Below are 15,017 nucleotides of genomic sequence, written 5' to 3'. Positions count from 1 at the left end.
AAATGGGAGCTTTTTTATTTTAATGGTAGTTTAACCTGAGGTAATGGTTGACAAAGTGTTTTATTAACTATTTTCTCTCGCATTAATTTTTTCTTATTGAAATGTCTAGATATATTTTGAATAATTTCTGTATAATTATCTTTAATAACATTGCCATTCTCATCTTTAATTTCATGATAGAAAACTTTAATTGAACAACAATTTTCGTGTTCAAAAATAGTATTCAACAAAGTTCGGTCTGATAAGCCACAAGAGTGACCCATTATATAAACTTGAAATTTATCACTATCTATCAAATCTAATAGACGTTTGTAATTTGATGTAAGTAAATATTGAAAAGACTTTATATTTTTTAGGTATTCATTATCATCTTTCTCTTCAATTTCTTGATAATATTTATCCATTTCATCTCCAAATCCAAAGTTTATTTGATTTTTATGATCTTCTAATCTACCATGAATTTCTATTAAATTGCTCAAATCCATTTCAAGTAAATCGATATAATTATTTGCAATAGAGGTATAATTGAAACTTAAAAAATAATTTTCAATCTCAATTACTGGAATAATATCATCTGAAAAAAGATAGCCGTAAGTTGGTCTATTTTTATCAAGAATATCTTGATGTTTTTTAATTAAAAAAGATTCCGTGGCTTTAGAAATCTCACCGAAAAATTTATTTAATTCTTCATTTTTATAAGTGGTTACTTTAAAAATATCACCTATTTCACCTACAACATTCACTGAAAATGAAAATGATTTTTCAATATTTTCAATTAGATACTTTTCAAATAGTCTTTTTACAATTTCAAATTCATTATTCAAATCATGAATACTTAAATTTAAATCTTGATTTAAACATCTTTTTAAAAGTATATAATATTCATTTTCGATGTCAACCCAATTTTCGATATTTTTTTTTTCATTAATAAGTTTAAAAAAATAATTTTTAAAACTAAATATTTTTACGCGGTCATTTTTTTTGCTTGAAAAACAAGATAAATTGCTTTCATCAAAGACGTATTGATAGTCTGCACAATACGCTTTAATTTTTACAATAAAATCTTTTAAACTCTCAATTGGTCCATAATCTAAGAAATAGCCATTATAAGAATCATTGGTACAAATTAATCCTTGATAATCTTCACTCTTATATTTATCTTTAAAATTTTTCCAAAAATTGTTTATAAAATCTTTGTAAGAAGTCGGCAAACCATGAGCTAAATCGAATCCGTTTCCAAGAATAATAAGTCTGTTCATTTTCTATGTTTCTTTTCTCAAATATACTATTTTTAATACAAGTAAATTTTTAAATTACTTCCATGACCTTATATTTCTTAGATGGTAAAAATCTTTTTAGTTAAACTTTTTTATTCCAGCTATCACCAATATTCAGCCAAAAAAATCTAAAACTTAAATGGCTTATATGTTTTGAAAAAAATTAAAGCTTTAGCTTTGCCCAAACATTACAAAATTGAAACAAATTCTCTTTAAAAACACCACTATTTCCTATACCGATACTGGAAAAGGAACGGCCATTGTTTTACTACACGGTTTTCTAGAAAACAAAAGCATGTGGGATTTTTATGTCCCAGAATTGGCGCAAAAAAATCGTGTTATTAGCATTGATTTATTAGGTCATGGTTCCACAGAATGTTTGGGATATGTGCACACCATGGAGGACAATGCCGATGTGGTTCATGCCGTTTTATCAGAATTGCGCATTCGTAAAGCTATTTTTGTAGGGCATTCTATGGGAGGTTACGTGGCTTTGGCTTTCGCCGAATTATATACTGACACTATCAAAGGATTGGTTTTACTCAACTCAAGCGCAAGAGCCGACAGTGAAGAGCGCAAAAAAAATCGGGATCGTGCCATTAAAGCCGTGAAACAATCATTTGTAAATTTCATTTCGCTTTCGATTGCGAATTTATTCAGTGAAAATAACAGAGAGCGATTGGCGACCACGATCGAAAACGTGAAAAAAGAGGCACTACAAACACCCTTGCAAGGAATTGTTGCCTCACTAGAAGGCATGAAAATCAGGCAAGATCGGGAAGTATTGCTGCACCTTACTCCGTTTCCTAAACTTTTAATTTTAGGAGAAAAAGATCCTGTTTTGAATTATGACGAAACCAAGGAACAAATAGAAAACACGGCAGTACAAGTTATCACTTTTCCTGATGGACACATGAGTCATCTAGAAAATCAAGACGAATTATTAGCTGTTCTATTGTCTTTTTTTAAAAGTATTTAGAGCATACCAAATTTTAAATATCCTTTTTCTATCAGTTCGTTTTTATCTTTTAAATGGTGCATTTTACCATCTTTCATTAATGCCAGTTTGGTCGATATTTTGATTACATTTTCATAATTATGATCGGTGATCAAAATGCCTTTTACAGCAGACATGGTCGTGATTAATGCATTTATGTTTTCAACCATAATGGGTGACAAGCCGTTGTAAGGCTCATCTAGCAGTACAAATTTTGAATCATTGTTCAGGATTAATTTAATTTCTAGATAACGCAATTCTCCACCAGATAAATGTTTGATTTTTTTAGCCAACATAGACTGTATCATGCCATCTGAATAAAAATCTTTTACTTTCTCTTTGGCAATGCACAATTGAATGGTTTTTTGAACCGAAAAAGAATTTGGAATAAAAGAATCCTGAGGTAAATAGCTGATTTCTTTTAATAACTCACTTGTTTTTGAGAGCACTTTTCCACACACTCGAACAAATTTAAAATCAGCTGATTCTATTCCGAAAATAATTTTCAATAATGTAGATTTACCAGAACCATTTCTACCCAAAATCCCGAGAATAGTTCCTATTTCACATTTCAAATACACATCCGAAAGGATGATTTTTCCGTCGTATTGTTTTTGTACGCTATCTACTTCTAAAATACTTGTTGTCATAGGAAATTCAATATGAGGTTCACAGCAAGAATGAAGAGCATCGAAAAGAAAAAATTAATCAGAAATGAATAAACAATCACCTGAATTTTTGAAAGTCCGTTGTTGTAATAAAACAAGTATTCGTTTTTAGCATTCACCTCTTTAATCAAAAGACTAATGAAAAAACCAAAAAACAAGAGCGCATATTTAAAGGTTTCAAAGCCTCCAAACACAGCCGCGACAGCACTTACAGCAATATTTATAGCTAAAGTACTTTTGTAAAACTCGTAACTGTTATTTAATTTTCTGATAGTATATGAATTAAATTATTTTTTCTTTGAAAGGTATTTTCTCGTCCAAAATTTCACTTAATAGTATAACCAATTGCTCCAGATAATTATTCAGCATTTCAGTCGAAATAGTAGTTTGTACCTCTTTATCGATTTTAAAATTAAAAGGTAAAAAACCTGCTTTTAGATTTTTAAAAGAAATAATTCCAGCTTCAATTGGTTTTCCTTTTGCTTCGGTTTCATACATAAATGCGTAGGCAAGCACTTGAATTATCTTATCACTTTTTATATCTTCAATGAGTCCGTTCCAAGATTTCAAAGTCACATTTGCTTTATCTACTTTCCCCGTTTTGTAATCGATGATTCGAATGTTTCCATTGCGCTCTTCAATTCGGTCCACATTTCCTCTAATTAAAACTGGAAAAGGTAAATTCGGATGCTGTAAAATGCGCTCAAAAGTTTGTTCCAAAGCGATAATTTTGATCGCATCTCCATTTTTGATGCTTTCTAATTCTACTTTCAAGAAGTTTGATACATTCCGTTTGGCTACTTCAAAAGCTAATAAATTTCGTCCTTTTTTTATTTCGCCTTCTTTGTAAACAAGTTTAAATTGCTTTAGAACCTCATCGTCTATTTGTTTGAAACAATTTAGAATATCATTTTCAGAAATAAACTTATCAATAAATGGCTCGTATAAAACACGCAAAGTTTCGTGAATAATGGTACCCAGCGTATTCAAGGCAATATTTTCTTCCACCTCTTCTACTTCGCTGATGCGTAAAATCTTTTGGAAATAAAACTGTATCGGATTCCGAATATAACTGGTCAAAGCAGAGGGTGAAAATCCTTTTTCAGCAATTTCTTTAAGGCGAAGCATTACGCTATCCGACTTCGGGATTTCCATTGGCTCATAAGCTATTTCAGGTAAAGTAGCATTATAAATCTCGTGTGTAAGCGTGTGGTTGTTTTGTTTTTCTACTTCTAATTGGGTAATAAATCGGCTTTTTTCACCAGCATCCAAACCTTCGCTTTCCGTATTGTAAAGCAAGTAAATGTTTGTAGCGCGCTGCAACAAATGATAAAAATGATAGGTATAAATCGCGTCTTTCTCCTTAAAAGTTGGCAACCCTAACTCTCTTTTCACATCATAAGGAATAAAAGAATTTTGAGACTTTCCGGCTGGAAATTTACCTTCGTTCATAGATGTAACAATGACCGTATCAAAATCTAAAACCCTACTTTCAAGAACTCCCATTATTTGCAAACCATTTAGCGGCTCACCTTCAAACGAAACTTCGGCTAGATCAATAACCTGTTTGTAAATGGCATATAACGTTTCAATTTTATCAATATGTGCTGATTTTGAATAATAATTAATCAGTTTATTAATCACTTTAAAGATAGCATACACAAATGCTTTCGTTATTTTTTCCTCTTCGTTATCGTTGTTAAGATTCTCTTTTAAAATCAACAATAATCGAGAAATAGTTTCTAAAACAGGAATAGCTCCAAGCTTCCATTTTTGAAAAAGCAATACAAACAAATTTGTTGGCATCACATTCAACTCCACCAATTTTTGATGGGGTATAAAAGTGTAATTATTTTGATTTATTAATTGTACCAAAGCCTTAGTTTCAGCATACGGCTCCACCAAAGGATGCGTCAATATATCAAGAACATCTTTATAATAGAACACATAACTTTTCGCATTCCTAGCCAATGCATTGGTATGCATTTTGAATAATTTGGCAATTAAAATTTGCGCCGGATTATTTTTACTAGAATAACCCATTGTGATATTCAAAGCGCCCACCGTAGCTGGCAAAGAATACAACAGCGGCACCAAAAGACTCTCTTCTCCCAGTACTACAGCTACTTTATCAAGCGATTCTTTTCGGCCTAGCTCACTCGACTTTTCGATAGTTTTTTCAATGATACTTCCGGCAAGTTTAGCCTGACCCATTGTTTTGGGAGTACCAATAATTTGAATATTTTTTGTTTGAGAAAATTCGTCAACAATCCACTCAAAAGGATTTGACTTATAATGCTTCCAACTTTCTTTAAATCTGCGCAAAAACAAACCCGCATCGTGATACGGATCGTTCAAAAAAGTTTGATCAGCGTCCCAATAAATTTCGGCACGGTCAGCAGCTAATAGATGTTGTATGATTTTTTCTTCGGCAGCATTTAAGGCGTTAAAACCCGCAAATAAAAACCGACTATCTTGAAGATTTTGGCAAAATGAGTTCAAGTTGTTCACTGCTTCTCTATAAATCAAACCTTGATAACCTACTCCAAGTTCAAGTAAATGCTTGTAAAGGGTTTGATAATACTGTGGAAGTAATTTCCAAAAATCAATATATTTTTCCAGTAAAGGAGTTTTGTTTTCTACTTCAATACCCCATTTTTTTATGTCTTCAATATCCTTTAGGTATGATAAAACATAAGCAGGATCGAGCAAGTAGCGATCAATTTCATTAAAATCTTGCAATAAAGTTTTCGCCCAATTGGCAAACAATTCAAAGCTTTGTTGTTTAGACGCATCTGTTTGACTTAAATAAACCTCGTAAAACTCAAATAATAACTCTATTGGATCGATAGTTCTGATTCCAGCTATGTCTTGTATAAAATCTTCGATACTTATAATTTGAGGCGCAAGAATGTTTGTACTAACTTGCTTTTTAAGCGCTTCAAGTAAAAAGATTTTAGCGCGCTTGTTGGGTAGCACAACAATTGTTTTGGGCAAACTGGTAGCATGATTTTGTAATAAAACTGAAGCTATTTTATCTAAAAAAGAAATATTTGTCATTCTATAAAAATAAAAAAACGCCCCGATAAATCGAGGCGTTTCTTATAAATATTTTAGAAGAAATTATTTTTGTAATAAAATCTCAGTTCTTCTGTTTTTAGCTTTACCAGCAGCAGTTTTGTTAGTTTCAACTGGAGCAGACTCACCATAACCTACAGCTTTTAAATCTTCAGCTTTGATACCTCTTTCTAATAAAGCATCTCTAACCACGTTAGCTCTGTCTTCAGAAAGTTTTTGGTTAAATTCGTCAGATCCATCGCTATCAGTATGTCCTTCAACACTGAATTTAGCGTTTGGATAATTTTTAAGGATAGAAGCCATTGCATCTAGTCTAGCAGGTACATCACCAACTTTGAAAGTAGCTTTTCCTGAATTAAAGTAGATTGCTCTAGCTTGAATTTTTAAGTTATCTAAAGCTTCAGTTGTAACTTCAGGACATCCTTTGTTACTAGCTGGACCTGCTACAGATGGACAAGCGTCATCTTTGTCAAGTACTCCGTCTCCGTCAGTATCTGGCCAAGGGCAACCTGCGTTTTCTTTAGGACCAGCAACAGTAGGACATTTGTCATCTTTGTCAGCGATTCCGTCTCCGTCAGCATCTGGACAACCTTTCAAAGAAGCTAAACCAGCAACTTCTGGACATGCATCATTTTTATCAGCAATTCCGTCTCCGTCAGTATCAGGACATCCGTTTAATGCAGCTAAACCAAATTCTTCTGGACACTCATCTGCACTGTCTTGGATACCATCTTTGTCAGTATCAGGACAACCGTTGAATTCTTTCAAACCAGCAACTTCTGGACAAGCATCATCTTTGTCGTAGATTCCGTCACCATCAGTATCTTTACCTCCAAATTTGAAGATGATACCAGCAGTGTGTTGAAATAAAGATGGAGCATCTGGAGCAGCAAAATTTACATTTCCTTCTGTTCTATCTCCAAAAGCTTTTTTGTAACGTGTAGTTAACTCTAAACCAACATTATCAGTAAACCATAAAGTTAAACCTGCACCTGGATTAAGAGTTCCAAAACTACTATCACCAAGGAAAGTATAACCACCACCTACAGATAAAGATGGATCAATTACTTTAGATTTGATCAAGTTCATAAAGCTATACTTAACAGTGGCGTCAATTCCGTAATACATCAAATCACCTGGGTTAGTTACGATGTAACCACGGCTATCGTGCATAACTGTTTCTGGCTCTGGAGCAAAAGTAACGAATTTGCTAATTTTGTTTACAGATCCTGAAAGACCAAAAGAGAAATTGTCACCAACGTATCTAGATACACTAAGGTATGATACTGATGGTAAAATGTTCCAATTATCTTTTACTGCGAAAGGTTGAGAAAAATGACGATCTAGCCAGTTTTTTCCACCCTCTGCTCCTGCTTTAGTGTCAACTGCGTTAACTCCGAAAGAGATAGCGTAAGGATTGTTCCTGTCTTGTGCTTGAGAGCTTAATCCCATCGCCATTATTGCAGCAACAAAAATTTTGTTAAGATGTTTCATACTTAAATTTTTTAATTACAATTTAGTTAATTATGGACAAAAGTAGTACGTAAATTTTAAACTACAAAGTTTAATGTTAAAAAAAACCTTCTTATCCGTAACAATGTGGGAATTATATAATTTTTAACTCTTTTCCAACCTCAGTAAATGCACTAATAGCCTTATCTAGATGTGCTTGTGTATGTGCGGCAGAAAGCTGAACTCTAATTCTGGCCTTGTCTTTTGGAACTACCGGAAAGAAGAAACCAATAACATACACGCCTTTTTTTAACAATTCATCAGCCATAATTTGAGAAAGTTTAGCATCGTACAACATAACAGGTACTATTGCCGAATCACCATCGATGATATCAAAACCAGCTGCTTTCATACCTGCTTTGAAATAATTGGTATTCCACTCTAGTTGATCGCGTAAGGTGGTATCTTTTTCAAGTAATTCAAATACTTTTAATGATGCACCAACAATAGCTGGCGCTAAAGAGTTTGAAAACAAATATGGTCTTGAACGCTGACGCAAAATTTCAATAATTTCTTTTTTAGCAGTAGTGTAACCGCCCATCGCACCTCCTAAAGCCTTACCAAGCGTTCCTGTGATGATGTCCACACGCCCCATAACCCCTTTTGCTTCAGGAGTACCTTTACCAGTTGCACCAATAAAACCAGCTGCATGACATTCGTCTACCATTACTAAGGCATCATATTTATCAGCCAAATCACAAATTTTATCCAAAGGCGCAACCAATCCGTCCATAGAGAACACACCATCTGTTACAATTAATTTAAAGCGGCAACCTGCTTCTGTGGCTTTTATTAACTGTTGTTCCAAATCTTCCATGTTGGAATTTTCGTAACGGTAGCGCGCCGCCTTACACAAACGCACTCCATCAATAATAGAAGCATGGTTTAAACTATCTGAAATAATACAATCTTGGTCTCCTAATAAAGGTTCAAAAACGCCTCCGTTTGCATCAAATGCTGCAGCGTATAATATGGTGTCCTCTAAACCGTAAAAATCAGCAATCTTTTTTTCTAGCTCTTTATGAATATCTTGTGTTCCGCAAATAAAACGAACAGACGACATTCCGAAACCATGAGAATCCAAAGCATCTTTCGCTGCTTGTACCACTTCGGGATGAGATGAAAGTCCAAGATAGTTATTGGCACAAAAATTCAAAACAGTTTCTCCAGTAGAAATGGTTATTTCAGCTGCTTGTGGCGATGTAATAATTCTTTCTCTTTTAAAAATTCCATTCTCCTCTATTGTTTGCAATTCTGCTTGCAAATGTTCCTTTATTTTTCCGTACATAATTTATAGTTTACAATTCTATTTTGCGAATTATTCATTTTTGCGTTACAAATTTACTACTTCAATTCCTTTTCCGATATAAATTAGCGCTTTTTTTGTCACTTTATAACCCATAGCTTCAATAGCTTGCTGGTAGTTGTGTAGCTGCTGTCCGTATTTTTTTTGATGCATCCCCGTTTTATAATCCAATAAGTACACTTCGTTGTTGGAGTTTACTACCATTCTGTCAGGTTTTATAGTGCCGCCTTCTTTTTGAATGATGGTTTGCTCATTGAGTACCGTATTGCCTTTAGCAAAACAAGCGGCTAATTCATAATGGCTCACAATTTCCTGCAAACTGGTACGAACGGTTTCTTGTTGAGTTATGGCGATCATTCCGCTTTCGATTGCTTTGGTGATTGCTACATCAACCTCATCGTAGGTTTTTACAAAAGATAGTATCTCATGAATTAGGTTTCCGTACTCAATAGCTTCTTGTTGCTGCGTACCCCACATCAAGGCTTCGCGTTGTGCAATTTTTATATTTTTAGGATTTAAAACTTCCTGCACAAACGGAATCACGCGCGAGCTATCTACATGTGGTTTAGCTACGGACAGACGTTTTGAATTTCCAGATTCATAAAGAAATTGATTTTCATCAAACCCTCCGTTTGCTTGAAGGTACTCTATAAAAAAGGTACACATATTATTTTTTGGCAACTCGCCTTTTGAACTTAAATTCATATTCGAAATCACATACAACTGTTCCTCAGCCCTAGTTAACGCCACATAAAGTACGTTAACATTATCCAATAGTTCTTCTTGTTTCTTTTGCTGGTAAACCTCGGCGGCCTCGTCTCCAAATCCTTCTACGCTACTGCTATTATCAATCAGTACTTTTGGAATTCCTAAATCTTCTTCAGCGGCATTGAGCCATAATTTATCTTTGGGTTTTCGATTGTAATCTTCTTCTGCGAACGGAAAAATTACCACCGGAAACTCTAATCCTTTTGATTTGTGAATGGTCATAATACGGACCGCGTTCGTTCCTTCGGGCGACGGAATGCTATATTTGTGACCGCTTTTTTCCCAGAAACTTACAAAATCAGCAATGCCGGCTTGATTGCGCACGTCGCGTTCAAGAACAATATCCAAAAAGTACTGTACATACGCATTGCTTTTTTGCGACTGTAAAAACTTTGCAATAATTACTTCTACGGCTTCATACAGCGATTTTTTACGAATATTTTGAAACGACAACGCTACATTGCATTGCAATAACCATTTTTCAAAATCAGCTTCTTGTTTGAGCGCCATGCCTTGAGCGATGAAATCGTGAACCGGTAATTCCGTTTGACTATTTAATCCTATGTGATATAAAAAATGTGCTTTCGCCTCTAAGTCGGCACTGTTTTTAAGGTATTTCAACAAGTGAATAATGAGTTGCACCTCGGTTGCATTTTGAATCATCAAGGTTTCTGATGATAATAACGGTATTTTTTTCTCTGTTAAATAATTAGCAATGGCAATACCTTGGTCACGTTTACGGGTAAGCAGCACGATGTCTTTGTATTCAAATCCTTCTTGCAACACTTTTTGAATGGTTGTTAAAGTAGCTTCGAGATACAAATCGGCTTTGTCGAGAACTTCTTCGTCGCTACTTTCCTCAGCGTCTGCTGATTTTTTATCTATATTGGGGATAAAAGCAATGCTTACAAAACCTCCTTTTTTATCATTTGTTTTTTGACTGCTATGATTTTCGTATAAGTCGCGGTAATCAGGTTGATCAAAATGGTTTGCAATTAACTTGAAGAAGGCATTGTTGAACTCGATAACTTGCGAATAAGAACGGTAGTTTTTATCCAAATGTTCTAAAACTTTGTCCGGATTGCTAAACGGATTATTGTCCTTACTCAGTTCGATAAACTGCTCTGCTTTTCCTCCGCGCCAGCGATAAATAGATTGCTTAGGATCGCCCACAATCATTAACGTTCCTTTTACACCATAATCATCTTGACCCGCAAGTGCATTATCAATTAATGGAATTAAGTTCTGCCATTGCATTTCGGAGGTGTCCTGAAACTCATCTATAAAAAAGTGACGGTAGCGCTCGCCCAATCGCTCGTATATAAAAGGAGCAGGTTGATTTTGAATTTCACGGTGAATGATGGCATTGAACTCAGAAATAGACAACACATTTTGCTCTTCTTGAATTTTAGCCAATTCGTTAGTGACGGTATTCAACAAGGAAAGTGGTGTAATATTTTTGAGGAAGGCTTTGTAGAAATTTATTTTCTCGAAAGTTCCATAAATCGTTTTTAATTGATCCAGCATTTGCGGAATCAAACTTTCAATTAGATCACGATCACGATCTTTGGCTGTTTTGTTGATGGCAATATCATCAAACTCAAGAAACATTTTATTTTTAGGATTGAATTTTCCTTGCTGAATACTTGCAATATGATTGGGGAAAGTGCCTCTGGAAAAGGACTTCACATCAATACCATTTTTATCAATTAAGCTTACTATTTCTTCTGCAAAAACAACCGTTTCCTTTTCTAGCTCCTTGCAGGTTGTATCTAATTTGTTTTTTATAGCTACAAACTCAGCAATCGATTTGTCTTGAAAATGTGTAATTTCATTTCGGTTGTTCTCATTCAGCACCAATTTACCTGTGTCGAGGATTTCTCGTGAAATGTCCCAAGATTTATCATCATCGGTTTTTTCCATAGTGAAATCGATGAGCAATTTGGTCAAAGTCTCATCTTCACCGGCTTGTGCAATAATAGCATCAACCGCTTCAATCAAGAGGTTTTCGGTATCCAAAGTAACTTCAAAAGTCATGGGCAAATTCAAATCGTGCGCAAAAGCTCGAATTACTTTATGAGTGAATTTGTCAATGGTAGAAATATCAAAAGCCGCATAATTGTGAATAATATGCTTGATGATTTGTTGCGATTTTACTTTTATTTGAATAACCGATAATTGGGTTGCTGCCGCTAAATCAAGCATTAAATCATGTGCTTTGTCGCTTGGTTCGTCTTTGGCAAATTCAGACAAGCTACCCACAATACGCGACTTCATTTCGTGTACGGCTTTATTGGTAAAAGTGATGGCTAAAATATGGCGGTATGCATCGTTTTTGTGTGCTGTAAGAATGATTTTCAGGTATTCTTTGACAAGTGCATAGGTTTTTCCGGAACCTGCTGAGGCGTCGTATATAGAAAAGGATGGTCTTTGCATCTTGAATTTTGCTTTTGGATTATCTACTATCTTTACCTGAAATTAACAACTTCATTTACGTACTCCCTAGCCCCGATTGCAATGAAAATCCTTTACTGCGGTGCGCTAGCAGAGCAGGAAAGATTGTAATGAAAAGCGGGAAACAGCTCCTAAAAATTGCGCTGTAAGAGGGTTACATTTTAATTTTGAGTTGAAACTTCGGGATAAACCTTAAAAGTAGTATTTTTGCAGCATGGAAACAAATAGACAGAAAAAAATAGGCGGGGTAATCCAAAAAGATTTGGTGGATATCCTGCAAGGTGAAGTGAGAAAAAACGGCGTTTCTAACTTGGTGATCTCGGTATCTAAAGTTGCTGTAACTACTGATTTATCAGTTGCTACGGTGCATTTGAGTGTTTTTCCTCAGGACAAAGCGCAAGAGATTTTAGAAGCTGTAAAATCAAATTCAAAAAATATTAAACACGATTTATCGCAACGTGTACGCCTGCAATTGCGCAAGGTGCCTAATTTGGTTTTCTTTATTGACGACTCATTAGATTACATTGAAAAAATTGACAATGCGCTTGCCAACAGAGACAATCCTATTGAAAACAGAGATTTACTAGACAAACGCAGATTCCAATAATCCTTGAATTTTCCGCTGTACATAGCCACGCGTTACCTTAAAAGTAACAGTAAAAATAATGCCATCAATATCATAAACCGCATTGCGAGTTTGGGTATTATTGTGGGTGCTATGGCCTTGTTTGTCGTTCTTTCGGTATTTAGCGGTTTAAAAGTTTTTAGTTTGTCGTTTACGAATGAGATTGACCCTGATTTAAAAATTAGCAGTACTAAAGGGAAATCGTTTGTGGTTAGCCCGCAACAAGAGCAACAAATTAAGGCTGTTGCTGGCGTGGTATCGTTTACCAAAATTATTGAAGAACGCGTGTTGTTTACCTTTGATGGCAAGCAAGAAGTGACTTACCTAAAAGGTGTTGACCCCAACTACAGCAAGGTCAATGCCATTGAATCAAAATTATATAATGGGCAATGGTTGCAACCTGATACGTACCAAGTGGTGGTAGGTTATGGCATAGCTCAAAAATTTTCGATGGGTTTGCTGGACTTTAACCGTCAGCTTGAGGTTTTAGTGCCAAAACCGGGTCGGGGAACGATTGACAACTTGGAGCAAGCCTTTAACAAATCGGATTTGATTCCGGTTGGAATCTATGCTATCAACGAAGAATTAGACTCGAAATATGTTTTTGCCGATTTGGGTTTAGCGCAAGAATTATTGGGTTATCCTACCAATAAAGTTTCAGGAATAGAACTGAAATTAGCTGCCAACGCTGATGAAGCCACTATTAACGAGCAGTTGCAAACCATTTTAAAAAACACCGTTACCATAAAAAACAGAGCGCAGCTTAATGCCTCGCTTTACAAAATGCTCAACACGGAGAATATTGCAGTGTACTTGATTTTTACCTTAGTTATTGTGGTAGCTTTATTTAATTTGGTTGGCGCCTTGATTATGATGATTTTGGATAAAAAAGCCAACTTGAAAACCTTGTACAATTTGGGTACTCCTATTCAAGATTTACGTAAAATATTCTTGCTACAAGGTACCTTACTGAGTGTATTTGGAGGTATTTTAGGATTGTTTTTGGGAATTGTAATCGTGTTGCTTCAAGAGCATTTTCAATGGATTATGCTTACTGAAAGTTTGGCTTATCCTGTTGTTTTTTCATTTGAAAATGTTGCTATTGTGATGACAACTATTGTAATTCTTGGTTTTCTAGCTTCACTTATTGCTAGTAGTCGCGTGAGCAAATCTTTGTTGGAATAGTTTTCCCTTTTAAAATAAAACACCAATTCCACTAATTTACACGAATCAATTTGTGCAAATTAATGGAATTGCTTCGCCTATTTGATATAGCTCGGGTTATTTTGACAGTAATTACTAAACCACCTCATACCCAGCATAAGCATCCTGAATTTCATCTAAGGCTGCAAATAACTCTTCGGGACGATCGAGGGTTACTAATTTTTGTTTGTGAGTTTTAAAAGAATGGATTCCTTTAAAATAATTGGTGTAATGCGGACGTGTTTCAACAATTCCTAATCGTTCGCCTTTCCAGTCCATGGCCCAAGTAAGGTGATTGCGAACTGCCTCTACTCGATCAATAACGGTAGGTTTTGCTAAATGTTCTCCTGTTTTGAAGTAATGTTTGATTTCGTCAAAAATCCACGGATAACCAATGGCGGCGCGACCAATCATGATGCCGTCAATGCCGTATTCGTTTTTATATTGTAATGCTTTCTCTGGTGAATCAATGTCGCCATTTCCGAAAATAGGCATTGTAATTCTTGGATTGTTTTTCACGCGGGCAATGTGTGACCAATCGGAGTGACCTTTGTACATTTGGGCGCGGGTTCTAGCGTGTATGCTTAACGCCGCAACACCAATATCTTGCAAACGTTCTGCAACCTCATCGATATTGATAGAATTATCATCCCAACCCAAACGCGTTTTCACCGTTACAGGCAAATGAGTGCTATCAATAACGGCTTTGGTTAACCGAATCATTAAATCGACATCTTTTAAAACACCAGCACCGGCACCTTTACAAACGACTTTTTTAACAGGACAACCAAAATTGATATCAATAAGATCTGGATTTACAGTAGAAACAATTTTAGAAGAAAGTGCCATTGCCTCTTCGTCGCCACCAAAAATCTGGATTCCCACGGGGCGTTCGTAATCAAAAATATCCAATTTCATTCGGCTTTTGATGGCGTCACGAATCAATCCTTCGGAAGAAATAAATTCAGAGTACATCATATCAGCACCATGCATTTTGCACAATCTACGAAATGGCGGATCGCTCACATCTTCCATTGGAGCAAGAAGTAAGGGAAAATCCGGTAAAACAATATGGTCGCCTATTTTAATCAAGATGTTTTATTTTTTTGCAAAAATACGGAAATGTTAG

Annotated in this window: 10 protein-coding genes; 3 read left to right on the top strand and 7 right to left on the bottom strand. The window is 35.3% G+C overall.

Annotated elements, in window-relative coordinates; all coding sequences use genetic code 11:
- Window positions 1-14 precede the first annotated feature (14 nt).
- On the bottom strand, window positions 15-1,259 hold the full coding sequence (locus tag L1S34_RS01535; protein ID WP_236362389.1) for an AbiH family protein: 1,245 nt from the start codon (window positions 1,257-1,259) through the stop codon (window positions 15-17).
- Between the two features lie 214 nt (window positions 1,260-1,473).
- On the opposite strand from L1S34_RS01535, the gene L1S34_RS01530 reads away from it, so the two are divergent.
- Window positions 1,474-2,256 (top strand): alpha/beta fold hydrolase, encoded by a 783-nt coding sequence (locus tag L1S34_RS01530; protein ID WP_236362387.1) that lies wholly within the window; start codon window positions 1,474-1,476, stop codon window positions 2,254-2,256.
- Here L1S34_RS01530 and L1S34_RS01525 read toward each other — a convergent pair.
- From L1S34_RS01525 to L1S34_RS01505, 5 genes are all read right to left on the bottom strand, one after another.
- Complete coding sequence (locus L1S34_RS01525) at window positions 2,253-2,924, bottom strand: ATP-binding cassette domain-containing protein (protein WP_236362385.1); 672 nt, start codon at window positions 2,922-2,924, stop codon at window positions 2,253-2,255. The genes L1S34_RS01530 and L1S34_RS01525 overlap by 4 nt on opposite strands.
- A 300-nt stretch (window positions 2,925-3,224) precedes the next feature.
- On the bottom strand, window positions 3,225-6,002 hold the full coding sequence (locus L1S34_RS01520) for a PD-(D/E)XK nuclease family protein (RefSeq protein WP_236362383.1): 2,778 nt from the start codon (window positions 6,000-6,002) through the stop codon (window positions 3,225-3,227).
- Between the two features lie 63 nt (window positions 6,003-6,065).
- The gene (locus L1S34_RS01515; RefSeq protein ID WP_236362380.1) at window positions 6,066-7,514 is read right to left on the bottom strand and encodes an OmpA family protein; all 1,449 of its coding nucleotides are present in this window, start codon (window positions 7,512-7,514) and stop codon (window positions 6,066-6,068) included.
- Window positions 7,515-7,626: 112 nt separating this feature from the next.
- Window positions 7,627-8,820, bottom strand: a complete 1,194-nt coding sequence (gene kbl / locus L1S34_RS01510; RefSeq protein ID WP_236362378.1) for a glycine C-acetyltransferase — start codon at window positions 8,818-8,820, stop codon at window positions 7,627-7,629.
- Window positions 8,821-8,865: 45 nt separating this feature from the next.
- Window positions 8,866-12,042, bottom strand: coding sequence for a UvrD-helicase domain-containing protein (locus L1S34_RS01505; protein WP_236362376.1), 3,177 nt, complete (start codon window positions 12,040-12,042; stop codon window positions 8,866-8,868).
- 232 nt (window positions 12,043-12,274) lie between these two features.
- On the opposite strand from L1S34_RS01505, the gene rbfA reads away from it, so the two are divergent.
- Window positions 12,275-12,667: a 30S ribosome-binding factor RbfA gene (gene rbfA / locus L1S34_RS01500; RefSeq protein ID WP_166132818.1), complete on the top strand. Its 393-nt coding sequence runs from the start codon at window positions 12,275-12,277 to the stop codon at window positions 12,665-12,667.
- 3 nt (window positions 12,668-12,670) lie between these two features.
- Window positions 12,671-13,870, top strand: a complete 1,200-nt coding sequence (locus tag L1S34_RS01495; RefSeq protein WP_236362374.1) for an ABC transporter permease — start codon at window positions 12,671-12,673, stop codon at window positions 13,868-13,870.
- A gap of 114 nt (window positions 13,871-13,984) precedes the next feature.
- Here L1S34_RS01495 and dusB read toward each other — a convergent pair whose 3' ends face one another.
- Entirely contained in the window at window positions 13,985-14,980 is a 996-nt protein-coding gene (dusB, locus tag L1S34_RS01490; RefSeq protein ID WP_144890531.1) for a tRNA dihydrouridine synthase DusB, read from the bottom strand.
- Window positions 14,981-15,017 lie beyond the last annotated feature (37 nt).

This window comes from Flavobacterium sp. K77, from assembly GCF_021608205.1.
Classification (GTDB): Bacteria; Bacteroidota; Bacteroidia; order Flavobacteriales; family Flavobacteriaceae; genus Flavobacterium; species Flavobacterium turcicum.
Note: the sequence above shows the minus strand (reverse complement) of the source record. Positions and strands in the feature narration are given on the sequence as shown.

Coding starts and splice junctions, on each gene's coding strand:
- L1S34_RS01505 (WP_236362376.1), bottom strand. CDS start 12,042: ATGCAAAGACCATCCTTTTCTATATACGACGCCTCAGCAGGTTCCGGA.
- L1S34_RS01520 (WP_236362383.1), bottom strand. CDS start 6,002: ATGACAAATATTTCTTTTTTAGATAAAATAGCTTCAGTTTTATTACAA.
- L1S34_RS01525 (WP_236362385.1), bottom strand. CDS start 2,924: ATGACAACAAGTATTTTAGAAGTAGATAGCGTACAAAAACAATACGAC.
- rbfA (WP_166132818.1), top strand. CDS start 12,275: ATGGAAACAAATAGACAGAAAAAAATAGGCGGGGTAATCCAAAAAGAT.
- L1S34_RS01535 (WP_236362389.1), bottom strand. CDS start 1,259: ATGAACAGACTTATTATTCTTGGAAACGGATTCGATTTAGCTCATGGT.
- L1S34_RS01515 (WP_236362380.1), bottom strand. CDS start 7,514: ATGAAACATCTTAACAAAATTTTTGTTGCTGCAATAATGGCGATGGGA.
- kbl (WP_236362378.1), bottom strand. CDS start 8,820: ATGTACGGAAAAATAAAGGAACATTTGCAAGCAGAATTGCAAACAATA.